Here is a 23,805-nt window from a genome sequence, read left to right on the forward strand (position 1 = left end):
GTCCGCTCCGGCCCCCGTGGTGTCAGATACGTCCGCCGGTCATCCGGGTCAGCGGGCCGTGGGTGTGACGCTCCGCACGGCGGCCCACCGCGTAGGAGGCGGCGGTCAGCGCGGTCAGTCCGGCGGCGGCGCCGGCGGCGACGAGCCTGCGGTTGGCGACGACCGTCCAGGCGGTCTTGGCGCCCGCGGCGACCTGCCCGGTGGCGCTGACGACGGCGCGGCGGCCGGCCTCCACGCCCTTGGCCGCGGACTGTGCGGCGCCGTTCGCCACCCGTGCCGCGCGCTCGGTGCCGGACGCGGCCGCCGACGCGGCGTCACCCGCCTTGTCCGCCACGCCGTTGGCGGTGCTCTTCGCGGGCTCGGTCGCCTTGTCGGTGGCCGACTTGGCCTTGGACGCCGTGGACCGGGCGGTCGAGGTCTTCTGGTTCGCATTCTTGTTCTGTTCGGTCATGGACACCGGTTTGCCGCTGACTCCTTCGGCAAACACATCCGTGACACGGGCGGGGTCCGCGTGCGCGGTGCGTCAACGGAGGGGGCGGGAACGGGGCTTGGCGACGGCGGCGGTCGGACTTCAGGCGTGTCGGCGGGGACGCACGGCACCGAACGTACCGCCCGCCGATCCGCGCCGGGACACGCTCGGCGCCGTCTCCCGCGCCCGGACCCGGGCTTCCTCGCGCACCCGACGCCCACCCGTCGACGGGCGCGTTGCCGGGCGCGTCACCGGCTGGAGCGGCCACTGCCCCACCGGGCTGAACTCCTGTTGTCCCGAGGCGTCTTGCGGCGGGCACCGGGGCCGGTTCGCCAGGACGGGCGCCGTAGCCGACTCCCGCAGTCAGCCTGTCCCGACCCGGACCGAGGGTGCCGTCCATGAGCCGAACGCCCCCTGTTCCGAACCGCGCCGCCCAGCGCCCCCTGCCCCGGGCCCGTCGCCCCACGTGCCCAGCTCCGGCCCCGCCGCCCAAGGCCCCCAGTCCCGGCGCCGCCCAGCTCCCCCTCCCCGCTCCGCCGCGCACCACCACTTCCCCGCCCGCGCCACACACGCACCGGGCGAAACCCCCGCCGCCCAGATGCCGTCGCGTCCGGTGGCCGGCGGTGAATCACCGCCCCGGCCCAGGGCTGTACCCGCGCCCAGCGGGTAGGTGGAAGGCGGCGAGTACACCGCCGACGCCCAGCGAGAGGAGCGACCATGCCCGGCATGGTGGAACGCATCAAACAGTTCGCCCGAAGCCCCCAGGGACGCCGCACGGCCGAGCAGGTGCGGCGGGCCGCGTCCGACCCCCGCCGGCGGGCGCAGGCCCAGCGGCTGCTGGGACGGCTGCGCGGCGGCCGGCGCTGAGCCGTCCCCCTGCCCGAGCGGTCCGGTACGCACCCGTCCGGACCGCCGGCCGAAGACCCGAGAGGACTCCATGAACGAACAGTCGGTGCGCACCGTGGGCTGGGCCCGCTCCCTGCCGATGGGCCAGGGAGTGAAGGCGGCCCGTGACTGGGCGCAGGAACACCTCGCCTCCCTGGGGTGGGACGAGACCGCGCCCGAGACGGCCCACGCCGTGCTGCTCACCGTGTCGGAACTGGTCACCAACGCACATGTGCACGCCCGTACGGACGCGCAGTTGGTCATGTCGTGGGACACCCGTTGCCTGCACATCTCGGTGCACGACGGCTCCACCGCCCTGCCGACGCCCCGGGAACCGGACGACGAGCGGGTCGGCGGACGCGGCATGCTCCTCGTCGACATCCTCGCCGACACGTGGGAGGCGCGTCCCTGCCCCCACGGCAAGACGGTCACCGCCTGCTTCCGCGCTCCGGAGGGCGTCACCGCGGTGTGATCAGCCCCGCCGCGGGGCGCGGAGCCGGCCCGGCCTACGATCGGTCGGGCCGACCCCCGCAAGGAGCCCCGCCCGGTGACCGCCGTACTGCCCCCGCAGCCCACGACCCCCGCACTGCCGGCCCCGCGCCGCCTGACCCGCACCGAGGACGGTGAGCTGCTGCACGCGCTGCTGTGGACCGCGGGGCCCGGGCGGCGCACGATCAGCAGCGCGGTGCTGGGAGGCGGCATCGGCGAGCGGGACTGGATCCTCAACGCCCAGGTCGCGCACGGCTACCGGCGCACCGACCCCGAACGGCACCTGGCCTCCCTCGCCGCCGCGGCGGGGGTGCGGGGTGACGGGGTGGGGCTGATGACGGCGGCCGACGTGTCGGCGTACGCGCACGCGGACGACGGCGGTGTGGAGGCGTTCGTCACAGCGGGGGTGGACGTGCGTGGCTGGGCCGCCCGGCCCGGGGAGGGCGCCGCGGACGTGCAGGACCCGGGCACGATCAACGTCGTGGTGGCCGTACCGGCCGCGCTGACCGACGCGGCCCTGGTGAACGCGGTGGCCACCGCCACGGAGGCGAAGGTCCAGGCGCTGGTGGAGGGCGGGTACGACTGCTCCGGCACGCCCACCGACGCGGTGTGCGTGGTCGCCGACGCCCCGGGCCCGCACCGGGAGGCGTACGCCTTCGCGGGGCCCCGGTCGCTGTGGGGGGCGCGGCTGGCGCGCGCCGTGCACCGGGCCGTGCGGCAGGCCGTGGTGATGACGGACCGGGACGGCCCAGCCGTCCACGGCCAGGCATGAAACACCTGGTCGGGGGTACGCGTCGCCCCATGGACCTCCTCGCCGACCAGGCAGGTTGCTTCGCGGGCATGGATGGGGGACCGTTGCCGCCGTACCTGCTCACGCCGACGAGAGAGGGGGTGGGTGCGCGGCGCGCACCTCGTTCGTGATTTCTTCCCCGGGTTCCAGTGCCGATCCGTGCCAGGCGCGCGACGGATCCATCCCCACGTGGGACGACGCGCCCTGCCCTGTTCTGGTGCTGGACTCGCGCGGCCGGATCACCGGCCGCAACCGCGCCGCCCGCCGCCTCACCGCGGCCTCCCCCACCACGGGCCTCCCGCCGTCGTGGCTGGCGGACGCGCACCGGCGCCATGTCGCCGGAACCTCCGACCCGACGGCGGCCACGCCGGCCGGGACCTTCGGCGACCGCGCCTACGAGGCCCGGCCGTCCCCCACCGGTGACGGTGCGGTGGCCTGGTGGCTGTTCGACCGCAGCGACCTCGAACGGGCCGAGACGGCCGCGCGGGAGACCCGTAAGCGGGCCGACGCCACCTCCGACCTCTTCAGCACCCTCCTGTCCTCCCTGAACGTGCCGCGCTGCGCGGAGGTCGCCGCCCGCATGGCGACCGACCACCTCGCCGAGGCCGCCGTGCTGATCACCCCGCCGGCCGGCCACCGGTACGCCGTCACCCACGCCCTGCGCGGGCGGCGGGTGGCGCAGGAGACCCGGCAGATCGACCCGCTCTCCGTCCCCGGCCTGGACGAGGCCCTGCGCGGTTTCCCGCCGGTGCCGGCCCGCTGGATCAACCCGGCCGCCATACCGGACTGGGTGGTCCCCGAGGGTTTCTCCGGACCGCTCGGGTCCGTGCTCGTCACCCCGCTGCCCGGGCACGGGGTGCCCGCCGGCGCGCTGATCCTGCTGCGGTCGGACACCGAGAAGGGGTTCACGCCCGAGGAGGAGGGGTTCGCCCGGCTGTTCGCCTCCCGCGCGGGCACCGCCCTGTCGGCGGCCCGCCTCTACAGCGAGCAGAGCGCCATCACCGGCACCCTCATGCGGGAGCTGCTGCCGCCGCCGCTGAGCCGCGTGCACGGCGTCGACTACGCGGGCCGCTACCGGACCGCCATGGACCACGAACGGGTCGGCGGCGACTTCTACGACGTCCACCCCGGGCCCGACGCCTCCGCCGAGACCTTCGTGGCGCTCGGTGACGTGGCCGGCAAGGGACTGGACGCGGCGGTGCTCACCGGGAAGATCCGCAACACGCTGCACGCGCTGCTGCCGCTGGCCTCCGACCACCTCCGGGTGCTGCGCATGCTCAACGGCGCCCTGCTCACCTCCCACCACGCCCGGTTCGCCACACTGGTGCTGGCCTCCGTGAGACGCCGCAACGGCTCCGTACGGCTGCGGCTGACCAGCGCCGGGCACCTCCCGCCGCTCGTGGTGCGCACCGACGGCAGGGTCGAGGAGGTGCCCACTCAGGGCACCCTCGTGGGCGCGCTGCCCGAGGTGACCGCCAGGACCGTGGAGACCGTCCTCGCGCCCGGCGACATCTGCCTGCTCTACACCGACGGCATCACCGAGGCCCGCGGCGGACCGCTGGGCGGCGAGCTGTTCGGGGAGGAGCGCCTGCGGCAGGCCCTCGCGGGGTGCGGGGGCATGCCGGGCGAGGCCATGGTGGAACACGTACAGATGCTGGCGGCGCAGTGGCTGGAGCCGGGGAGCCGCCACGACGACATGGCCGTCGTCGCCATCGGCGCGCCGCGCACGGGTCGCGGCACGGACGACGAAGCGACCGGTGCGGACGCATGAACGAGGAGGAACGGATGAGCGGCCCGCGGGCCTCGGCCGCCGAGCCGGCGGAGGCGCTGTGGCGGGCGGTGATCGACGGCGACGAGTACGACGCCGTCGAGGTCGTCCGTGCGGCCCTGGCCGACGGCTGGCGGGAGGAGGACCTGCTGCTCGACGTGGTCGCGGCCGTGCAGGCGAAGATCGGCGTCGAGTGGGCCGCCGACCGGATCACCGTCGCGCAGGAGCACGCGGCCACGGCGATCAACGAGCGGGTGATCACCGCCCTGGTGCACCGGCCGACGGGCACCCGCCCCACCGCGCGGCGGGGCCGGGTGACGGTCAGCTGCGTGGACGGCGAGTGGCACGCGTTCCCGGCCCGGCTGGTCGCCGAGACACTGCGGCTGCGGGGCTGGCAGGTCGACTATCTCGGCGCGCAGACGCCGACGCCCCATCTGGTCGCCCACCAGCACCACACCAACTCCGACGCCGTGCTGCTCTCCGGGTCGATCCCGACCCACCTGCCGCGGGCGCACACCGCGATCACCGCCTGCCGGTCCGTCGGCGTGCCGGTGGTGGCCGGCGGCCGGGCGTTCGGCGTGGACGGGCGGTACGCGCGCGCCCTGGGCGCCGACGCGTGGGCCCCGGACGCGCGGGGCGCGGCGGCGGTGCTGGAGGCCGGCCTGGCCCGGCCGACGGGGGCCCGGCAGGCCATCGACGACCTGCCGCACCTGGCCGACCAGGAGTACAGCATGGTCGCCCAGTCGCGCGGCCGGCTGGTCAAGGAGACGCTGACCGAGCTGGAGCGCCGGTTCCCCCCGATGCGGGAGTACGACGAGGCCCAGCGGGAGCGGACGGCGGAGGACCTGGCGCACGTCGTCGACTTCCTGGCCACCGCCCTCTACGTGGACGACGTGGAGGTGTTCACCGACTTCCTCGGCTGGACGGCGGACGTGCTGTCGGCCCGCAGCGTCCCGCCCCACTCGCTGGTGACCGGCCTGGACATCATCGGCGACCACCTGCACGACTTCCCGCGCGCGCTGTCCGTCGTCCGCGCCGGCGCGGCGCACCTCACCGGCAGGACGGACCCGGCGGTCACCGACACGGTGGTCTGACCCACACCTCGCAGGCCCCGGCGACGGCGGGGTCACGGCGCCGGCGCCGCCGAGCACCTGGTCCGGAACGTCTCCGAAGGTGCGCCGCGCCCGTCAGTGTTCGGGCGTCGCGCTGCCCGGCGTGCCACCACCGTGGTCAGGGCGTGCCGCGACCGCGGCAGGAGCCGCACACCTCACCCGGCCAGGGACCCGCACGCCCTCGCGGCACGGGTGGGCCGGCCACGGGGTGCGCGGGGCCGGGCCGGTCGGCCGGTAGGTCGGCCGTCAGGCTCCGTGCGGCGTGCTGTGGCGTCCCAGCGTCGCCGCCAGGGCCCGCAGGGGTGCGCTGCGGCCGCGGTCGGGGACCGTCCAGAGCGTCTGGCCGCGTACGCCCCAGCGTTCCAGCAGGGCGTTCGCCGCCAGGAATCCGGTGGTCGCCGCGCGTTCCATGAGGGCGACCGGCAGCGACGTGCGGATCAGGTCGCCGGCCATCACCACCCCCGGGTCGGGGGTGCGGACCGTCGGCCGGTCCTGGTAGCCGCCCACCGGGAACAGCGGGCAGTCCGCGGCCCATTCGTGCCGGGCGTCGACGGTCCCGGCCCGGCGGGTCTCCGGGTAGACCCGGTGCAACTGGTCCAGCAGCCGCTTCTGTTCGACCTCCGGGGAGGCGTCGGCGGGCAGGGCGTAGGCGTGCAGCTCGACGACGGAGCCGCCGGTGCGGGACGCCCACCGGGCCGCCTCGTCCTCGTAGCGCTCCAGGACGGTGACGTTGTCGAGGGTGCCGTAGCCGCTGGTGCCGAGGAAGCCGGGGCGGTCGGGCGCCACCGGCCGGTCCAGCCAGAGCCGGGACACCAGGAAGGGCGGGGCGTTGCGCAGGCGGGCGACGCGCTCCCGCCACGGCGCGTCGCCGAGCCGGCCGGAGCGTTCCACCAGGCCGCGCAGTCCGGCGGCGTCCAGGGCGAGCACCACCGTGTCGTGGCGGCGCTCGTCCCGGGCGGTGGTGACCGCGTAGCCGCCGTCCGCGAGGGGTTCGACGTGTTCGACGGGGGTCGCGGTCCGCAGCTCGGCGCCGTGCCGTCCGAGGAGCGCGGCGAGCGGTTCCCACAGGGCGGCGGGGAAGGGCGCGGCGGGCACGTCGAACAGCAGGCCCTCGGAGGAGCCGAGGAAGTAGATGTGGAACATCAGCGCCATCTCGGCCGCCGACAGCAGCTTCGGGTCGGCGAAGAAGCTGCGGGAGAACACCTCGAACGCCAGGTGCCGCGCGCTCTCCGGGAAGCGCACCGCGTCGAGGAAGTCGTGCGCGCTGACCCCGTCGAGGCGTTCGTAGACGTCGGGCACGCGGACGTCGAGCAGGGGCAGCGCGGCCGCCGCGTTCATCCGGGGCAGCTCGCGCAGCGGGAAGGACGGGCTGAGCGCGGCGAACCCGAGCGCGCTCCACGGCGGGGTACGCGGCACGTGCCGGAAGCTGTCGTGCAGGCCGTCGCTGTGCCGCAGCGGGTAGTCGGGCAGCGGCGTGAGGCGTTCCAGGGCGGGGTCGGTACGGCGCAACAGACCGCGCAGGTTGTAGTACTGCCGGAAGAAGGCATGGAAGCCGCGGCTCATCGTCGCGGGCGTGCCGTCCTTCAGGTCGACCGGCCGGCCGCCGACGCGCCCGCCCAGGTAAGGGCGGCTCTCGTACAGGGTGACGGCGACGCCCCGTTCGGCGAGGGCGGTGGCGGCGGCCAGTCCGGCGATGCCGCCACCGACGACGGCGGTGCCGGGCCGGCGGTCGCCGTCGACGCGTGCCGCGCCGGGCCGGGCCACGAGCACCCGGGCGCGGCGGTCACGTCCGCGGCGGGCGGCGGCGGGGCGGGACGGCCGGGTCATCGCGCGGCCTCCGCGGTGTGGGGGCGGCGCCCGGTGAAGGTGTGGGTGATGCCCGTCTGCCAGCCGGGCAGCGGCAGGCGGCGCACGCTGTCGAACCCTGCCGACCGCATCCGGTCCGCGAAACGGTCGGCGGTGTCGAAGTCGACGACGCTGCGCCACAGATGGCGGTACAGGCCGCCGTCGCCGAGCAGGGTGGCCACGGGCTGGACGACGCCCCGGCACACCAGGGTCCACACGGCGCGGTCGCTCCGGCGTCCGCCGAGGGTGTACTCGTGCACCGCGAGCCGTCCGCCGGGCGCGAGAAGCCCGCGCACGGTGCGCAGCACGGCGTCGGGGTCGGTGACGTTGCGGAAGAGGTAGGCGGCGAGGACCGCGTCGAAGGGGCCGGTCACGCCGGCCTCCGCGAGCCGCTCGGCGGGCGCGTGGGTGAACGTGACGTTCGGCGGCCAGGTCTTGGCGGCGGCCCGTTCCAGCATGCCCGCGGAGGCGTCGACGGCGGTGATGTCCGCGCCCGGCAGCACCTCGGCGAGCGCGGCGGTGGAGGCGCCGGTGCCACAGCCGAGGTCGAGCACGCGCAGGCCGTCGCCGCCCCGGGGCAGCCCGAGCCGCCGTGCGGAGCGGCGCAGGTGGGCGTGGTAGCCGGGGTTGGCGGCGACCAGGGTGTCGTAACTGCGGGCGGCGTGGTCGAAGGCGGCGGCGAGGTGCTCGTCGCGCAACAGCGTCATGGCTTCTCCGGGATGGCGGGGCGGGCGGGTCGACGGCCGGTCAGGGCTGTCGCAGGGGTGGCGGGCGGTCAGGGGGTCGTGAAAGGCGGCGGGCGGTCAGATGCCCTCGTGGGGGGGCGGCGGGCGGTCAGAGTCGTCGTAGGGATGGCGGGCGGTCAGGGCCCTCGTAGGGAGGGGGGGCCGGCGGTCAAGGGCCTCGTAGGGGCGGCGGGCCGTCAAGGGCCCTCGTAGGGGCGGCGGGGCAGGCGGGGCAGTTCCAGCGCGGAGCGGAGCATCGGCCCGACCGGCGCGTGCAGGCCGACGGCGAGGTCCTCGTGCAGCCGGGTGCGGCCGTCGAGGAACCGCAGCAGCCGGCGCATGGGCACACGGTCGAACAGGCGGCAGAACAGGGCGGGGCCGTCGGCCCGGCCGCCGGCCAGGGCGCGCAGCAGGACGGCGTCCATGGCGCGGGAGCGGGCCGAGTGGGCGGGCGGCGGCGTCGGGCGCCGGCCCGCGCGCAGGGCGGCGGCGACGGCCCGGGTCTGGCGTTGCAGGCCGGCGAAGGTGTAGCCGGTGGACGGGCGGGTGGCGCCGCCGGCGGCGCCGATGCGGAACACGGACTGGCCGGTCTGCCGGGGCAGCACCGCGTCGGTCATCGGGATGACGCCGGTCTCGGTGGACAGCACCTCCAGGTCGCCGAGGCGGAGCACGTCCCCGGTGTAGTGCCGTACGGCCGCGTCGTAGGCGTCGGGGGTGAGGGGGCGGGGGGAGAACTCCGTGTACTCCACCAGGGCGTCGTGCCGGCCGAGGGGCAGGACGTAGCCGAACGACAGGCCGTCGGCGGGCTGCGGGGTGCGGAAGTCCATCAGTTCGGCGGTACCGGGGTCGAAGGCGGGCCGGGCGGTGCGCACGAACCAGCCGTGGAAGTGCTGCAGCAGCGTGGTGCGGGCGGCCGGCAGGCTGCCCGGCGGGCGTGAGTCGAACACCCAGCGGGCCCGTACGGCGCGGGCGTGCCCGGCGCCGTCCCGCAGCCGCACCACCGCTCCCCCGGGCACGTCCTCGACCGTGTCGACGGTCCCCTCCACGCGCCGTACGTCCTCACGGTGCGCCAGGTCGCGCGCGACGAGGTGCTCGAAGTCGTCGGAGCGGATCATCTTGTAGCGCAGCGGCGCGATGTCCCCGTCGATGACCGTGTCCGAGGGGTCGCGGACCCGCAGGTGCCGCCAGGACGCGGTGACGGCGGCGTCGAAGCGGCCGGGGCCGGCCTCCCAGAAGCACCAGGTGCGACGCGGCGGCCGCAGCGGGCCGGGCGGTGCTTCCACGAGGGCGACGGACGGCCCCGTGCCACCGCTGCCGGGACCGGCCAGCCGGTGGGCGAGGGACAGCCCCGCCGCACCCGCCCCGACGATCGCGACGTCCGCCTGCAGCACGCGGCGTCACCTCCCTCCTGCGTTCGACCAGTTGTTCCGTCCGTGTGCCCGGTCGGATCCGGGTCACTCGGGCGTGAGACGACGGGCGCGATCGGGAAGGCATGCGCCGGTCGTCCGGCGTACCGGAGCGATGTGCGTGCCGACGAGAGGAAGACACCGGATGCTCCCCACAGGGGCCAAGAGACACCGCGCGACGGACGGGTCGCGTGCGCCGCGCCCGGCCCACCCGCCGGGATACACCGTCCGGGTGCGGCCCGGTCGTGTGACGGCACGGCCGCCGTACGGGCGTACGGCGGGGTGCGGCGAGCCGTGCGGGAGCGCGGCCGGAGCGGGGGCCGGCCGGTGACCCGTACCGTTCCCGGGCGCACGGACCACGTCGTCGTCGTGGGGGCCGGTCTCGCCGGTCTGTCGGCGGCACTGCACCTGCTGGGCGCGGGCCGGCGCGTCACCGTCGTCGAGCGGGACGAGCTGCCGGGCGGACGCGCCGGGCGCCTGGACCTCGGCGGGTACCGCATCGACACCGGGCCGACCGTGCTGACCATGCCGGACCTGGCGGACGAGCCGTTCGCCGCGGTCGGCGACAGTCTGCGCAAGCGGGTGGAGCTGGTGCCGCTGCACCCGGCCTACCGGGCCCGGTTCGCCGACGGCAGCGGCCTCGACGTGCACACCCGGGCGGAGCCGATGGCCGCGGAGGTGGAGCGGTTCGCCGGGGCCCGGGAGGCGGCGGGCTACCTGCGGATGCGGGAGTGGCTCGAGCGGCTGTACCGGGCGCAGATGCGCCGGTTCATCGACGCGAACTTCGACTCGCCGCTGGGTCTGCTGCACCCGGACCTGGTCCGGCTGGCGGCGCTCGGCGGTTTCGGCCGGCTGGACGCGCGCGTCGGGAGCTTCCTGAAGGACGAGCGGCTGCGCCGGGTCTTCTCCTTCCAGGCCCTGTACGCGGGCGTCCCCCCGGCACGGGCGCTGGCCGCGTACGCGGTGATCGCGTACATGGACACGGTCGCCGGGGTGTACTTCCCGCGCGGCGGCATGCACGCGCTGCCGCGGGCGATGGCGGACGCCGCCGCCGACGCGGGCGCCGGCCTGCGGTTCGGCCGGGAGGTGACCCGGCTGGAGCGCTCCGGCGGCCGGGTCACCGCGGTGGTCACCGGCGACGAGCGGATCCCCTGCGACGCGGTGGTCCTCACCCCCGACCTGCCCGTCACCTACCGGCTGCTCGGCGGGGCGCCCCGCCGTCCGGTGCGGCTGAGGCACTCGCCGTCGGCGGTGGTGCTGCACCTCGGCACCGACCGGACGTGGCCCGAACTGGCCCACCACACCCTCTCCTTCGGGCAGGCGTGGCGCGGCACGTTCGACGAGCTGACCCGCACGGGCCGGCTGATGAGCGACCCGTCGCTGCTGATCACCCGGCCCACCGCCACCGACCCCTCGCTCGCGCCGCCGGGCCGCCATCTGCACTACGTCCTCGCGCCCTGCCCGAACACCGACATCGGGCCGGGCGCCGCCGAGTGGACGGACCTGGCGCCGCGCTACCGGGACACGGTGCTGCGGACGCTGGAGGAGCGCGGCCTGGCCGGGCTGGCCTCCGCGATCGAGGCGGAGTGCGTGGTCACGCCCGCAGACTGGACCGCGCAGGGGCACGCGGCCGGTACTCCGTTCGCCACCGCGCACACCTTCGCCCAGACGGGTCCGTTCCGCCCCCGCAACCTGGTGCGCTCCGCCGAGAACGCGGTCCTCGCCGGCTGCGGCACCACGCCCGGCGTCGGCGTGCCCACCGTGCTGCTGTCCGGGAAGCTGGCCGCGGCGCGCGTCACCGGCGCCGGCGGCTCCGCCGGACGCGTCTCCCCCTCACTTCCGCACAGGAGGCCCGTATGACCGACCGTGAACTGGACGCGGCCGGCGTCACCGATCCGGCGCTGCGCGAGGCGTACCGCCACTGCCGCCGGCTCAACGCCCGGCACGGCAGGACGTACTTCCTGGCCACCCGGCTGCTGCCGGTGGAGCGGCGGCCCGCCGTGCACGCCCTGTACGGCTTCGCCCGCTGGGCGGACGACATCGTCGACGCGCTGGGCACGGGCGCGGACACCGCCCGCCGCGACGCCGAACTGGCCGTGCTGGAGGCCGAGCTGGAGAAGGGGCTGCGGGACGGCGACAGCGCCGAACCGGTGGTGCGGGCGCTCGCCGACACGGCGCGGCGGTACCGCATCGACCACGGTCACTTCGCCGACTTCATGACCGCCATGCGCTCCGACCTGGTGGTCACCGACTACGCCGACTACGCGGCCCTGCGCCGGTACATGCACGGCTCGGCCGCGGTGATCGGGCTGCAGATGCTGCCGGTCCTCGGCACGGTCACCGACCGCGGGACGGCGGCGCCGCACGCGGCGGCCCTCGGTGTCGCCTTCCAGCTGACCAACTTCCTGCGGGACGTGGGCGAGGACCTGGACCGGGGGCGGGTGTACCTGCCGGCCGACCTGCTCGCCGCGCACGGCGCCGACCGGGAGCTGCTGCGGTGGAGCCGGGACACGGGCCGGCGCGACCCGCGCGTCACCTCCGCGCTGCGCGCGTTCGAGGCGCTGACGCGGGGCGTGTACCGGCAGGCGGCACCGGGCCTCGCGATGCTCGAACCGGTGTCCCGCCCCTGCATCCGCACCGCCTTCGTGCTGTACGGCGGGATCCTGGACGCGGTGGCCGAGGACGGCTACGCGGTGCTGCACCGGCGGTCCGTGGTGCCGCGCCGGCGGCGCGCCGTGGTGGCCGCGGACGGGCTGGCACGGGTGGCCGCCGCCCGCCTCAAGGCGCGCGGTGCCGCCGCCCGGGAACCCGGCCGTCCTCCGCTGACGGCGGCGGAGCCGTCGGCCCCGCGGATGGTCGAGGAGGTCGCGTGATGGCCGGGAACGGACGCCGACGCGGGCGGCTGCCGCTGTCGCTGCGCCGCCACGCGGTGGCCTGGGAGCGGCAGCGCCCCACCTGGCGGGACGCCAGGCCCGCCGTCATCGCCGGGGCGCTCAAGCGGGCGCAGGCGCGCCCCTCGGGCAACTGGTACGTCGTCGGCGCCTCCCGCGACGTCGGCGGCGACCGCCCGCTGGGCCGGACCGTCGCCGGGCAGGAGGTGGTGGTCTGGCGGGACGCGGGCGGCGGTGTGGTCGCCGGTCCGGGCGTCTGCCCGCACCTGGGGGCGCCACTGCGGGACAGCCCGGTACGCTGCGGCACGCTCGTCTGCCACTGGCACGGACTCTCCCTGAACGGCGGCCCGTTCGCGGGCTGGGACCCCTTCCCGGCGTACGACGACGGGGTGCTGGTGTGGGTACGGCTGGACGCGGTGGGCGGCGAGGAGCCGCTCGACGCGCCGGTGGTGCCGCGCCGGCCGGTGCCGGCCCGTGCCCTGACGGCGGTGTACGCGGGGGTGGGCGTCTGCGAGCCCGAGGACGTCGTGGCGAACCGGCTGGACCCCTGGCACGGGGCCTGGTTCCACCCGTACTCGTTCGTCGACCTCACGGTGGCCGACGCGCCGGACGGACCGGACGGGCCCGGTGACGCGGGCGAGGACGCGTTCGCCGTGGACGTGTCCTTCAAGGTGGCGGGCCGTCTGGTGGTGCCGGTGCGGGCCGTGTTCACGGCGCCGGAGCCGCGCACGGTCGTCATGCACATCACCGAGGGCGAGGGGGTCGGGTCGGTCGTCGAGACCCACGCCACTCCCCTGGGACCGGACGCGTCGGGCAGGCCGCGCACCGCGGTGATCGAGGCGGTGGTGGCGGCCTCGGACCGCCGCGGCTTCGCCCTCGCCCGCGCCGCCGCCCCGCTCCTGCGCCCCCTCGTCCGGACCGCCTCGGCCCGCCTCTGGCGGGACGACCTCGCCTACGCGGAACGCCGCTGGGCCCTCCGCTCCACGGGCCGCTTCCCGGGCACTTGAGAACCCCCGCCCGGTGGAGACACCGGGCAGGGGCGCCGCCCCGGCCGAAGCTCACGCCCGGGCGGTGCAGTCGGTGTCAGGAGGCCGGTCCGGCCGTGGCCTTCGTGTCCGCCCGGCCTCCTCCGCCCAGGAGGTCCGTGGGGGGCAGCGGCTCGCGGGACTGCAGGCGGGGCAGGTAGTAGCGGGTCGCCCTGGTGACCACGGACGGCATCGCGGCCCGGACCGGCTGGCCCAGCCTCAGCCAGCGGGGGAAGTAGACGGCCGTGCGGCGCCGTTCGACGCCGGAGGCGAGACGGGCGGCGGCCCGGTCCACCGGGTACACGTTCCGCACCGGCCACGGCATGTGCCCGCGCAGCTCCCGCATCACGGTGTGGCGGTCGGCGTCGTGGATCAGGTCGGTGCCGATCCACGTCAGGTAGCCGAGGCCCACGGCCACGCCCAGGTGGGCGACCTCCGCGCGCAGGGAGTGGGCGAAGGCCTCCGCCCCCGCCTTGGAGGCGCAGTACGCGCTCATCATCGGGGCGGCGCCGATCGCGGCCAGGGAGGCGATCTGGAGGTGGTAGCCCTTGGTCGCCGTCAGGTCCGGCAGGAAGGTGCGGGCGGTCGCCGCGCTGCCGGTGAGGTTGACGTCGATGATCCGCCGCCACCGGGCCGGGTCGGAGTCGGCGAACAGCCCGCCGTCCGCCACGGCGGCGTTGGCGACGACGACGGACGGCGTCCCGAGCCCCGCACGGACCTCCTCCGCCGCACGCGCCAGCGCCGCGTCGTCGGTGACGTCGACCTCGCAGGCGAGGGCCGGGCCGGGCAGCGCGTCCGCGAGTTCCCGCAGCCGCTCGCCCTCGTGGCCGAGCAGCGCCACGCGCATGCCGCGGCCGGAGAGGTCGCGGGCCAGGGCGGCGCCGATGCCGCGCGCGGCCCCGGTGACCACGGCGGTACGTCCGCGCAGCGGGCCGCCGCTCATCCGTCGTCCCCGCCCTTCCCGCCGGTCATCTGCGGGTCGGTGTCCGGGCGGGCGGTGTGGTGGGGGTGCCCGGCGGTCCTGCGGGCCTCCTTCATCTCCGCCTCGAAGAGGTGGTCGCGGCCGTCGGCCAGTTCCTCCACGGCGGCCTGCTCCAGCTCCCGGAACGGCTGGTAGTAGGTGCGGTCGTAGGCCTCGACGATCTGGAACGTCCAGTGGCCGGGGATCACGTTGCGTCCCAGCACCTGGGTCCGTACGGTCTCCGCCCAGTCCCCGTGCCCGGCCTTGTGCAGCAGGTCGACCGCCCGGTCCAGTTCCAGGTCGGCGGTGCCGGTGAGCTGGTGGAAGCTGTAGAGGTGGCCCCGGGCCCGCTCGGTGGTCTCCAGGGCCTTCGACAGGGATCCGAGCGCCTCCACCGTCTCGTCGCTGACGCCCTCGGGGCGCAGGTGCTCCTGGTCGGGGCCGTCGCGCCGTCCGTCGTCGTGTCCGCTCATCGTCTCGCCTCCTTCTGTGGTCGATGGTCGTACGGCGGCGTCAGGGCCGCCCGCCGCGGTTCGGTTGCCGGCTCCCGGTGCGGTCGCGGTGGGCCAGCAGCCGCTGGGCCGCGGCGAGGCCGGGGGCGAAGGACCGGCGCAGCGCGCTGCGGGCCGCGTTGGCGCCCGGGGCGCCGTGCACCCCGCCGCCCGGGTGGGCGCCGGCGGACGCCAGGTAGAGCCCCTTGACGGGGGTCTCGGGCCGCCCGGTGCCGGGGGCCGGGCGGAAGAACAGCTGCTGGTGCATGTTGGCGGTGCCGCCGTTGATGGCGCCCCCGTGGAGGTTGCGGTCCATGGACTGGAGCGTGGGCGGGGCGAGGATCCGCCGGGCCCGGATGCGGTCGCGGAAGCCGGGGGCGAAGCGTTCCACCTGTTGTTCCACCCGGTCGGCCATGCGTTCCTGCTCGTCCTTGTCCCAGGAGCCGGTGAGTCCGTCGTCGCCCGCGTCGCCGACGACGCGGTGCGGGACGTGGGTGTAGGCCCAGGCGGACTCGGTGCCGTGCGGGGAGCGGGTGGGGTCGGAGGTGGTCATCTGGCCGAACAGGGAGAACGGCCGGTCGGGGACGCGGCGGGTGGCGAGCTGCGCGGCGAAGCGGGTGAGCTCGTCGAGGCCGTCGGCGAGGTGGACGGTGCCCGCGCCCGCGGCCTGTTCGCACTGCCAGGGGACGGGGCCGTCGAGGGCCCAGTCGACCTTGAAGGTGGCGAAGTCCCACTGGAAGCGCTCCAGGTCGGACAGCAGCTGGTGCGGCAGGTCCTCGGGCGCGACGAGGCCGCCGTAGAGGGCGGGGACGGACACGTCGGCGAGGACGGCGCGCCGGGCGGCGACCGTCTCACCGTCGTCGAGGCGCACGGCGGCCGCCCGTCCGTCGCGCACGACCACGCGCTCCACGCGCCGCCCGCAGCGCAGCACGCCGCCGCGTGCCTCCAGGCGGCGCACCAGGGCGTCGGTCAGGGCTCCGGCACCGCCCACCGGCACGGGGAAGCCGTACGTCTGGCCGAGCATGGACATCAGCCAGCCGAAGCCGCCGCTGCCGGCGGCCTCCGGTGCCAGGTCGGCGTGGAGGGCGTTGCCCGCGAGCAGCAGCCCTCCGCCTTCGCCGCGGAACTCCTCCTCCGCCATACGGCGCACCGGCAGCACCAGGGTGCGGGCCATGCGCAGCCCGCCGGTGCCGCGCAGCCGTACGGCGAGCCGCAGCCCGGAGCGGACCGGCGGGAAGGGCGTGAACAGGGCGTCCAGCAGGTCGGGGCGCAGGCTCTCCCACATGGCGTGCAGCCGGCGCCAGGCGTCGCCGTCGCCGGGCGCGAAGGCGTCCAGGGAGGCGGCGGTGACGCCGACGCTCCGGTCCAGGACGGCGCAGCGGCCGTCGGTCAGCGGGTGGGCGACGACATGCGGGGCGTGGCTCCAGCGCAGCCCGTACCGCTCCAGGTGCAGTCCGGACACCACCGGGGAGGCGGCGGCGAGCGGGTAGAAGGAGCTGAACAGGTCGCTGGCGAAGTCGGGGTGGACGCCGTGGTCGTGGCGCACGGCGCCACCGGGTACGGGCTGTTCCTCCAGTACCTGCACGCTCCAGCCGGCGTCGGCCAGCAGGTTCGCCGCGACGAGGCCGTTGGGCCCGGCGCCGATGACGACGGCGTCAGCCACGGGCGCCTCCCGTCTCGGGCTCCGGCACGACCTGGCCGAGCGGCCGGTGCTCCTCCGCCTCGGCGGCCTCCGCCTCGACGAGGTGCGCCAGCCGGGCGAGCATGGCGCGGTGGCGGATCTGGATGATCGCCTCGACGGCCACGTTGTGCACGAGGCCGCCCGCCCCGCGCAGGGGGTGTTCGTCCACCTTGACGAGGCACTGGTCGCCCCAGGGCTGCACCTCGATGGCGATGCGGGCGGTGCCCATGGGCCCGGCCTTGGCCTCCAGTTCCAGCACCTCGCCGGGGACGCAGCGCCGGACGACGGTCTCGTTGTGCAGCCTCAGCGGACCGATGCGCACCTCGTAGCCGATCGCGGAGCCGAGCTGCGGCCAGTGTCCGCGCACCGGCTTCGACTCGGACGTGCCCACCACCCAGTCCGCGTAGCGGGTGCCGTCCTCCAGCACGGCCCACACGGACCGTGGGTCGGTACGGATCAGACGATGACGAACCGCCACTGTTGCCTCCCGTGTCCTGAACGCCCCCGGTCGGCACGGACGTGTCCCTGAGCGCCGCCGGTCAGCACTGAGTGCCCCGTCTGCCCGGCGTCAACCGGACGTGCCCGCCGGACGGGTCAGACGGCGGGGCGGGTGGGGGCGAGCGCCCAGCGGATGCCGGCGGTGACGGCCGTACCGAGCGGGCGGACGCACAGGCCCTCGGCGGGCATGCGGGGCACCCGCAGCGCACGGGACGCCCACGGCGGCAGCAGGGACACGGCGTTCGCGGCGAGGACGCCGTAGGGCAGCCGGGCGAGCAGCGGCACGGGCGGGTCGAGCAGCAGGAACCGGGCGGTGGACAGGGCCTCGGGGGTGGCGTGCAGTTCGTCCCGGTAGGCGGCCAGCCGTTCGGCGAGCTGGGCCCGGTCCACGGGCGGGTCGGGAACGCCGAGGGCGGTGGCGATGCGCGCCATGTCGGCGACGTAGGCGTCGCAGCCGGCGTCGTCGAGCGGGTGGGCGCCGTAGCGCTGGTGGGCGCGCAGGAACATGTCGACCTCGGCGACGTGCACCCAGCACAGCAGGTGCGGGTCGGAGGCCACGTAGGCGCGGCCGTCGGCGGCGGTGCCGCGGACCGTGTCATGGACGGCGCGCACCCGGTCGACGGCCCGCTGGGCGCTGTCGGCGGTGCCGTAGGTGGTGACGGCGAGGAAGGTGCTGGTGCGCTGCAGCCGGCCCCAGGGGTCGCCGCGGAAGCCGGAGTGTCCGGCGACGGCGGCCATGGCCAGCGGGTGCAGCGACTGGAGCAGCAGGGCGGACAGTCCGCCGATGAACATCGACGCGTCGCCGTGCACCCGGCGGACCGGGCTCTCGGGGGCGAACCAGCGGGGGCCCGGGGTGCCGTGGATGCGGGCGCGGTTGTCGGGGCCGTCCGGTCCGGCCACCCGGGAGAAGATCGCCTGGCCGATCCGGCCGCGCAGCGCCGAGCCGCTGTCGGTGAGCGGTTTCATGGCCTGCCGCACCTCCCTCTCGTCGGCGACGACGACCGGCCGGTGTCCTACCGCTACGTCTGCCCCGGTGGCCCCTTCCGTACCCGCGAGGGGACGGTCAGGGGACGTCGCCCCGCCACTCGTACACCCGGTCGCCGGCCGCGCGGGGCGCGTACACCGCGCGGCCGCCCGGGCCGTAGCGGCCTATCTCGGTGGGCAGGCCCACGCCGTGCCGCCGCTCCGCGGGGCCGTGGTCGGTGACGTCCAGCAGCAGGCCGTCGAGCGGGCCGCCGGACAGCTCCGCGTACGCCCGTCCGTCGCGCGGGCCGGGGTCGTCGTGGTCCGCTCCGTACACCCTGCCGCGCAGGAACTCCAGCTCGTCCATACCGGCAGGGTGGCATCCGCCACTGACAACGGGCCGTTACGCGGGCTCCTCCCGCGGCACCGCCGCCCACGGTGCGAGTGCCCGGCCCTGGCTCCAGGCGAGCAGGCCGTCGCCGTCCACGCAGACGATGCCGCACTGCTCGGCGTACTCCAGTGCCGGGGCGGTGTACTCACCGGTGGTGACGACGACGGCGACGTCCGCCTCGTGGACGGTGAAGCAGGTGCCGCCGAAGCGCTGGAGGTCCTGCGAGCCGACCTTGTTGTCCTCGCCGTAGCGCTTGCACTGGACGACGAGGCGGCGGCCGTCGGGGGTCAGCGCCGTCACGTCGGCGCCCAGGTCCCCGGCGCCGCCCACGACCTGGACCTGGGTGCAGCCGTCGCGGGCGCACAGCTCCGCGGTGGCGGCCTCGAACTCGTCGGGGGTGATGGCCTCGTGGTCGATGCCCTGGGAGACGGGCAGCGGCGAGGTGACCTCGTCGGGCGGCAGCTCGCCCGGGTACCGCGCGTCGTCCTCGTACGGGCCGGCCTGGGCGGGGATGGTGAGCTCGGCCGGCGCCGGGGTGTCCAGGGCGTCGAGCGCGGTGGAGGTGCCGCGGGCCAGCGCGTCCCCGGCCTGCCGGGCGAGCCGCGCCGCGGATATCCGCCGCTTCCTGCGGCCGCGGGCCAGGACGACGGCGAGGGCCACGCAGAGCAGGACGACCGCCCACACCGGGCGCCGCTGCACCACCCCGGCCAGCCCCCGCACCGCGAGCCCCCCGATGACCAGTGCCGCGGCGAGCAGGCCGAAGAACATGGCGGTGGAACGCAGATCGAAGCGCCGGCCGGGGCGCAGCGGACGGGTACGACGCTCGGGCATGGTCACCGTGGTGGTTCCTCTCTGTCGCGGGCCGGACACCGGCGCCCCGGTGGCCGGGGACGCCGAAGATCACGTACGCCGTGTGCCCGGGATCGGCGCGCTCACCGGGGGCGATGCGGCCGACGTGGTTCCCCGGAAGAGCCATCCCGGGCGGCATGCAAGGATGGCCGGGGGCGGGCAGGCCGCACGGAGGAGGCGGACGGTGGACTGGCAAGGCTTCGCGCGGCACATGGCGTCGATGGCCCGGGATCTGCTCGCGGAGCACACGCTCGACGCGACGCTGGAGCAGATCTCGCGCTCGGCAGTGGAACTCGTCGAGGGCTGCGACGCCTCCGGCATCCTCGTGCTCCGCGGGGACCGGGTGACGTCGCTGGCCCCCACGGACCAGTTCGTGACCGACAGCGACCACCTGCAGGAGGCGCTGCGGGAGGGGCCGTGTTTCGACGCGGCGCGGCCCGACCGGCCCGAGCGGGTCTTCCGCATCCCCGATCTGACGGCGCCCCCCGAGCGGTGGACGCGGTTCGTGCCCCGCTGCCGGGACCTGGGGGTGGGCAGCATGATGGGGTTCCTGCTGTACACGCGGGACGAGGAGCTGGGCGCCCTCAACATGTACTCGCGCAAGCCCGGAGTGTTCACCGAGGACAGCGAGACGGCGGGCTGGCTGCTGGCCTCCCACGCCGCGGTCGCCTTCGCCACCGCCCGCACCGACGAGCAGATGCGGGAGGCCGTCGCCACCCGGCATCTGATCGGGGAGGCGATGGGCATCCTGATGGGCCGGCACCACGTCTCCGAGGACCAGGCCTTCGACCTGCTGCGCACCCGGTCGCAGCGGACCAACACCAAGCTGCGGGACGTGGCGCGGCAGATCTGCGAGGCGGGCGGCGCGGAGAGCTGACCGCGCCGCCCGCCGTCGTGCTCAGCGGGCGGCGGTCCAGGTGTGGGCGACGTCGATCACGAGGCGGCCGTCCAGCTGCAGCACGCGGAACGGCAGCCGGCCGCGCACGCCGAGGCCGAGCTGGGTCTCGCCCTCGAAGCTGCCGGCGAACCGCGCGTCCCGGAAGCTGCGGTACCCGCTCAGGTCGACGCCGGGCAGGGCGCCCCCGGCGCGCGCGGGGTAGGTGGCCGCGCCGGTCTCGGGGTCGTACGCCGGGGCGGTGACCCGCACCTCGAGGACGGCACCGCCGGCGACGGGGATGTGCCGGCCGGATCCGTCCTGGTACAGCCGGTCGACGTAGCGGACCGAGTAGCCGAGGTCGGAGCGCGCCGCGCCGGGCACGTCGACGACCATGCGGTCGTAGCAGTCGTGCCGGCCGGTCCTGACGGCCGTCACGGACGTGGTCGTGGCGGCGGTCGCCGACTTGTCGGCGCTGCCCCAGCCGGTGGGGCAGGCGGTGGTGGCGGCCGTCGCCGTCGCCGGGACGGCCACGGCCGGGACCGCCGCCGTCACCAGCGTGGCGCCGAGGAGCACCACGGTCGCGCAGATTGTTCTTGGTTGAAGCATTTTCGGCCCCCTGGGACGCAACGTTCTGATATCGGGTGAGACGACCGGGATGCCCCGATGGTTGCGGTGCTTTCCGGCCGGTCGCCGTACCGGCCGGCATGGCACATCCTGGTGGGGACCGGACGAACGTCCCGTTCCGTGTGCACCGGGAGGGCGCTACATGGGTGGTGCAGCCGCCGCACCGCGCGGGAAGCGGCCGGCGGGCCTGCCCGTACCCGACGCGGAGAACAGCCGGACCCGTCGTCCCGAGGAACGCATCGAGGACGCGCTCGCGGACGCCGTCGTGGCGGCCGTGCGGGACACCGGGGGCTACGGCGGCGCGGTCTACCTGCGTTCCCGCGACCGCAGGTCGCTGGTGCTGTGCGTGATGTCCGGCGTGCCCCGCTCGCTGCTGAAGCCGTGGTGGCGGGTCCCGGTGAGCGGCGGGCTGCCGATGTGCGAGGCGTACCGGAGCGGGGAGACCCAGTACCTGCCCGACGACCGGGCGACGATGCTGCGCTTCCCTCAGTTCACCGCCGCCCTGCCGTACTCGTTCGCGCACGCCTACCAGCCGGTGCGCGTCGGTGGCGAGACGGTGGGCGTCCTGGCGGTCCTGCACTCCTCCGCCCGACGGCCGGCCCGCGAGGAGGCGGTGCGTACGGGGCTGCTCCGGGCCGGCCAGGACATGCAGGAGCGCCTCACCGCGTTCGCCCGCGGCGTGCCCGGCCGGACGGACGCGGACGCGGTGGCGTACGGCATCGAGTACGACGACCAGCCGGTCAGCGTGCGGCTGCCCACGCCGCCCGCCCAGGCGGTGTCGGTCGGCATGGTCGAGTGGGACCTCGACAGCGACCGCTGGTCGGGCGACGACGACGCGCTGACCCTTCTGGGCGTGTCCCGGGAGGAGTTCGGCGGCACCATGGCCGCGGTCGAGCGGCGGGTGTCCCCGGACGACCTGTACGAACTGCGGGCGGCACGGCGGGAGGCCGAGGACAGCGGGCAGATCCGGGGCCGGCACTTCCGGGTGCTGGACGAGTCGCAGGACGACGTCGAGGCGGTGCACTACCGGCCCGTGGAGCTGTGGGGGCACGTGGTGCGGGCGGAGGGGACGGCCCGGCTGCTGGTCGGCGCCCTGGTCGACGTGGCCGGCGGCGTCACCGCCGCGGAGGCCGCCGAGCGGCTGCCCGACGGCCTGTTCTCGCTGGACCAGGACGGCAGGGTCATCTACGCCAACCGCCGCTGCCAGGACCTGCTCGGGTGCGATCTGGAGGAGCTGCTCGGGCACCATCCGTGGCGGGTGCTCACCTGGCTCCGGGACCCCGCCTACGAGGACCGCTACCGGGCGGCGATGCTGACGCAGGAGCCGGTGTCGTACCTGGTGCACGACCCGGACGGGGTCTGGCTCGGGTTCGTGCTGTACCCCGGGGTGCACGGGCTGACCGGCCGGGTGTTCCGGACGTCCGCGCCGGCCGGGCCGGAGCCGGGCCGGGTTCTGCCGCCGTCCGCCGGGGCGTCGGCGGCACCGCCGACGGGGCTGGTCACGACCGCCCGCGCGGGAGCGCTGTACCACGTGGTGCAGATGGCCAGCGTGCTGACCGAGTCCGTCACCGTGCGGGACGTGTGCCGCGCCGTCTCCGAGCAGCTGCTGCCCGCGTTCGGGGCTACGGAGGTCGCCCTGTACACGGTGCGCGACGGGCGGATGTACCTGCTGTGGGAGGACGGCTACCCGCAGCACTTCCTCGACCCCTTCGAGGGGGTGCCGCTGGAGGCGGAGCTGCCCGGTGTGCACGCGCTGACCGCGCGTCTGCCGCTGTTCTTCGAGTCGCCCGAGGACCTGGTCAGCGCCTACCCGCGGCTGGCGCTGGACCCGATGTCCTCCTGGGCGTTCCTGCCGCTGATCGCCTCCGGCCATCCGATCGGTTCCTGCATCCTCGGCTGGAACGCACCGCACCGCTTCACCACGGAGGAGCGCAGCGCGCTGACCGCGCTGGCCGGTCTGACCGCCCAGGCGATGGAACGGGCGCGGCTCTACGACGCCGAGTCCGCCGTGGCGCGCGGGCTGCAGGAGGGGCTGCTGCCGCACCGCCTGCCCGCCATCGAACGGCTGCGCAGCACCGGCCGCTATCTGCCCGGCACCAAGGGCATGGACATCGGCGGCGACTGGTACGACGTGATCCGTACGGGACACGGGGTGGCGCTGGTCATCGGCGACGTGGAGGGGCACAGCGTCGGCGCGGCGGCCGTCATGGGGCAGCTGCGCAGCGCCGTTCACGCCTTCGCCTCGAGCGGGCGGCCGCCGCAGGAGGTCATCACCCACACCAACCAGTTGCTGGCCGAGCTGGAGACGGACGTCTTCGCGACCTGCTGCTACATCGAGCTGAACCCGGCGACCGGACGCGCCCAGGCCGTACGGGCGGGCCATCCCCCGCCGCTGCTGCGGCGCCCGGACGGGACCACGGAGACCGTGGAACTGGCGGGCGGGGTGCTGCTGGGGGTGCAGCCGGACGCGGAGTACCCGGTCACGACGCTCACCCTGGAGCCCGGCAGCGTCCTGGCGCTGTACACGGACGGGCTGGTCGAGGTGCCGGGCAGCGACATCGCGACGGGCATCGACACGGTCCGCCGCTGTCTGGCCGACAGCCGGACGGACTCGGTGGAGGAACTGGCCGACCGGCTGCTGGGAGCGGCCCGCCGCGCGGAGGACCGTCCCGACGACGTGGCCCTGCTCCTCACGGCCTACGACTGACGCTTCTGATCTCCGGGACCCGCAGGCTTCGGTCTGCGGGTCCCGTGCCGTGTCGTTGTCCGTCGGACGGTTCCGTGGCTGCGGGGTTCGTCGTGGCTGGTCGCGCAGTTCCCCGCGCCCCTGAGGGGGCCGTGCCGGGCCGTGGGCGTCAGGCGCAGTAGCGGATCAGCCATTCGTCGGGGTTGTAGGCGAAGCGGGACGGGTCGGGGGCGACCGCGGGGCGTTCCTCGATCAGGTCCTCCGCCCGGACGGGTTCCGGCAGGCGTCCGAAACGGGCCTGGCGGGCCTCGGCGGCCACGTCCTCCTCAGGTGCGCGAACCAGGTCCCGGCTCACGGCGACTTCCCCTCTCCGGCCGAC

At 75.8% G+C, this 23,805-nt stretch carries 23 protein-coding genes; 10 read left to right on the plus strand and 13 right to left on the minus strand.

All coding sequences use genetic code 11. The features are described 5' to 3' along the window. Positions 1 to 22 precede the first annotated feature (22 nt). A complete protein-coding gene (locus ACIF8S_RS27790; RefSeq protein WP_400002614.1) occupies positions 23 to 451 on the minus strand; it encodes a hypothetical protein in 429 nt (142 codons plus the stop codon). 735 nt (positions 452 to 1,186) lie between these two features. Here ACIF8S_RS27790 and ACIF8S_RS27795 point away from each other — a divergent pair. The 5 genes from ACIF8S_RS27795 to ACIF8S_RS27815 all read left to right on the plus strand — a co-directional run bounded on the left by ACIF8S_RS27795 (position 1,187) and on the right by ACIF8S_RS27815 (position 5,495). Continuing rightward, positions 1,187 to 1,336 (plus strand): hypothetical protein, encoded by a 150-nt coding sequence (locus ACIF8S_RS27795; protein ID WP_106967106.1) that lies wholly within the window; start codon positions 1,187 to 1,189, stop codon positions 1,334 to 1,336. 70 nt (positions 1,337 to 1,406) lie between these two features. Beyond that, entirely contained in the window at positions 1,407 to 1,826 is a 420-nt protein-coding gene (locus ACIF8S_RS27800; protein ID WP_400002616.1) for an ATP-binding protein, read from the plus strand. Between the two features lie 75 nt (positions 1,827 to 1,901). Further along, the gene (locus ACIF8S_RS27805; RefSeq protein WP_400002617.1) at positions 1,902 to 2,615 is read left to right on the plus strand and encodes an adenosylcobinamide amidohydrolase; all 714 of its coding nucleotides are present in this window, start codon (positions 1,902 to 1,904) and stop codon (positions 2,613 to 2,615) included. Positions 2,616 to 2,850: 235 nt separating this feature from the next. Continuing rightward, positions 2,851 to 4,404, plus strand: a complete 1,554-nt coding sequence (locus tag ACIF8S_RS27810) for a PP2C family protein-serine/threonine phosphatase (RefSeq protein ID WP_400002619.1) — start codon at positions 2,851 to 2,853, stop codon at positions 4,402 to 4,404. A 14-nt stretch (positions 4,405 to 4,418) separates the two neighbouring features. Continuing rightward, positions 4,419 to 5,495 carry a B12-binding domain-containing protein gene (locus ACIF8S_RS27815; protein WP_400002621.1) on the plus strand — a complete coding sequence of 359 codons (1,077 nt, stop codon included), beginning with the start codon at positions 4,419 to 4,421 and terminating at the stop codon, positions 5,493 to 5,495. A 264-nt stretch (positions 5,496 to 5,759) separates the two neighbouring features. On the opposite strand, the gene ACIF8S_RS27820 is transcribed toward ACIF8S_RS27815, so the two are convergent. The 3 genes from ACIF8S_RS27820 to ACIF8S_RS27830 form a co-directional block, all read right to left on the minus strand. Then, positions 5,760 to 7,340, minus strand: a complete 1,581-nt coding sequence (locus ACIF8S_RS27820) for an FAD-dependent oxidoreductase (protein WP_400002623.1) — start codon at positions 7,338 to 7,340, stop codon at positions 5,760 to 5,762. Next, positions 7,337 to 8,065: a class I SAM-dependent methyltransferase gene (locus ACIF8S_RS27825; RefSeq protein WP_400002625.1), complete on the minus strand. Its 729-nt coding sequence runs from the start codon at positions 8,063 to 8,065 to the stop codon at positions 7,337 to 7,339. The genes ACIF8S_RS27820 and ACIF8S_RS27825 overlap by 4 nt, the downstream gene beginning before the upstream one ends. 215 nt (positions 8,066 to 8,280) lie before the next feature. Next, positions 8,281 to 9,474 (minus strand): lycopene cyclase family protein, encoded by a 1,194-nt coding sequence (locus ACIF8S_RS27830; protein ID WP_400002626.1) that lies wholly within the window; start codon positions 9,472 to 9,474, stop codon positions 8,281 to 8,283. 342 nt (positions 9,475 to 9,816) lie between these two features. Here ACIF8S_RS27830 and ACIF8S_RS27835 point away from each other — a divergent pair, with 342 nt between their 5' ends. The 3 genes from ACIF8S_RS27835 to ACIF8S_RS27845 are packed head-to-tail and all read left to right on the plus strand — an operon-like array spanning position 9,817 to position 13,387. Next, positions 9,817 to 11,349 (plus strand): phytoene desaturase, encoded by a 1,533-nt coding sequence (locus ACIF8S_RS27835; RefSeq protein ID WP_400002628.1) that lies wholly within the window; start codon positions 9,817 to 9,819, stop codon positions 11,347 to 11,349. Beyond that, a complete protein-coding gene (locus ACIF8S_RS27840; protein WP_400002630.1) occupies positions 11,346 to 12,362 on the plus strand; it encodes a phytoene/squalene synthase family protein in 1,017 nt (338 codons plus the stop codon). Before ACIF8S_RS27835 ends, ACIF8S_RS27840 begins: the two co-directional genes overlap by 4 nt. Next, positions 12,362 to 13,387 carry a DUF5914 domain-containing protein gene (locus ACIF8S_RS27845; RefSeq protein WP_400002632.1) on the plus strand — a complete coding sequence of 342 codons (1,026 nt, stop codon included), beginning with the start codon at positions 12,362 to 12,364 and terminating at the stop codon, positions 13,385 to 13,387. The genes ACIF8S_RS27840 and ACIF8S_RS27845 overlap by 1 nt, the downstream gene beginning before the upstream one ends. 76 nt (positions 13,388 to 13,463) lie before the next feature. On the opposite strand, the gene ACIF8S_RS27850 is transcribed toward ACIF8S_RS27845, so the two are convergent. From ACIF8S_RS27850 to ACIF8S_RS27880, 7 genes are all read right to left on the minus strand, one after another. After that, the gene (locus ACIF8S_RS27850) at positions 13,464 to 14,348 is read right to left on the minus strand and encodes an SDR family oxidoreductase (protein WP_400002633.1); all 885 of its coding nucleotides are present in this window, start codon (positions 14,346 to 14,348) and stop codon (positions 13,464 to 13,466) included. Next, entirely contained in the window at positions 14,345 to 14,839 is a 495-nt protein-coding gene (locus ACIF8S_RS27855; protein ID WP_349796670.1) for a hypothetical protein, read from the minus strand. The genes ACIF8S_RS27850 and ACIF8S_RS27855 overlap by 4 nt, the downstream gene beginning before the upstream one ends. A gap of 40 nt (positions 14,840 to 14,879) precedes the next feature. Beyond that, entirely contained in the window at positions 14,880 to 16,520 is a 1,641-nt protein-coding gene (locus ACIF8S_RS27860) for a phytoene desaturase family protein (RefSeq protein ID WP_400002635.1), read from the minus strand. After that, positions 16,513 to 17,016 carry an SRPBCC family protein gene (locus ACIF8S_RS27865; RefSeq protein ID WP_349796673.1) on the minus strand — a complete coding sequence of 168 codons (504 nt, stop codon included), beginning with the start codon at positions 17,014 to 17,016 and terminating at the stop codon, positions 16,513 to 16,515. Before ACIF8S_RS27865 ends, ACIF8S_RS27860 begins: the two co-directional genes overlap by 8 nt. 116 nt (positions 17,017 to 17,132) lie before the next feature. Then, a complete protein-coding gene (locus ACIF8S_RS27870) occupies positions 17,133 to 18,002 on the minus strand; it encodes an oxygenase MpaB family protein (RefSeq protein ID WP_400002637.1) in 870 nt (289 codons plus the stop codon). Positions 18,003 to 18,099: 97 nt separating this feature from the next. Then, positions 18,100 to 18,366: a hypothetical protein gene (locus tag ACIF8S_RS27875; RefSeq protein WP_349796677.1), complete on the minus strand. Its 267-nt coding sequence runs from the start codon at positions 18,364 to 18,366 to the stop codon at positions 18,100 to 18,102. 36 nt (positions 18,367 to 18,402) lie between these two features. Beyond that, positions 18,403 to 19,221, minus strand: a complete 819-nt coding sequence (locus tag ACIF8S_RS27880) for a restriction endonuclease (RefSeq protein WP_400002734.1) — start codon at positions 19,219 to 19,221, stop codon at positions 18,403 to 18,405. Between the two features lie 202 nt (positions 19,222 to 19,423). Here ACIF8S_RS27880 and ACIF8S_RS27885 point away from each other — a divergent pair, with 202 nt between their 5' ends. Next, the gene (locus tag ACIF8S_RS27885; protein WP_400002639.1) at positions 19,424 to 20,116 is read left to right on the plus strand and encodes a GAF and ANTAR domain-containing protein; all 693 of its coding nucleotides are present in this window, start codon (positions 19,424 to 19,426) and stop codon (positions 20,114 to 20,116) included. A 21-nt stretch (positions 20,117 to 20,137) separates the two neighbouring features. On the opposite strand, the gene ACIF8S_RS27890 is transcribed toward ACIF8S_RS27885, so the two are convergent. After that, a complete protein-coding gene (locus ACIF8S_RS27890) occupies positions 20,138 to 20,722 on the minus strand; it encodes a hypothetical protein (RefSeq protein WP_400002641.1) in 585 nt (194 codons plus the stop codon). Positions 20,723 to 20,882: 160 nt separating this feature from the next. Here ACIF8S_RS27890 and ACIF8S_RS27895 point away from each other — a divergent pair, with 160 nt between their 5' ends. After that, complete coding sequence (locus ACIF8S_RS27895) at positions 20,883 to 23,447, plus strand: SpoIIE family protein phosphatase (protein ID WP_400002643.1); 2,565 nt, start codon at positions 20,883 to 20,885, stop codon at positions 23,445 to 23,447. Positions 23,448 to 23,595: 148 nt separating this feature from the next. On the opposite strand, the gene ACIF8S_RS27900 is transcribed toward ACIF8S_RS27895, so the two are convergent. Next, positions 23,596 to 23,781, minus strand: a complete 186-nt coding sequence (locus ACIF8S_RS27900) for a hypothetical protein (protein WP_400002645.1) — start codon at positions 23,779 to 23,781, stop codon at positions 23,596 to 23,598. Positions 23,782 to 23,805 lie beyond the last annotated feature (24 nt).

Origin of the sequence: Streptomyces sp. NPDC085937, assembly GCF_044540535.1 — a bacterium.
GTDB lineage: Bacteria > Actinomycetota > Actinomycetes > Streptomycetales > Streptomycetaceae > Streptomyces.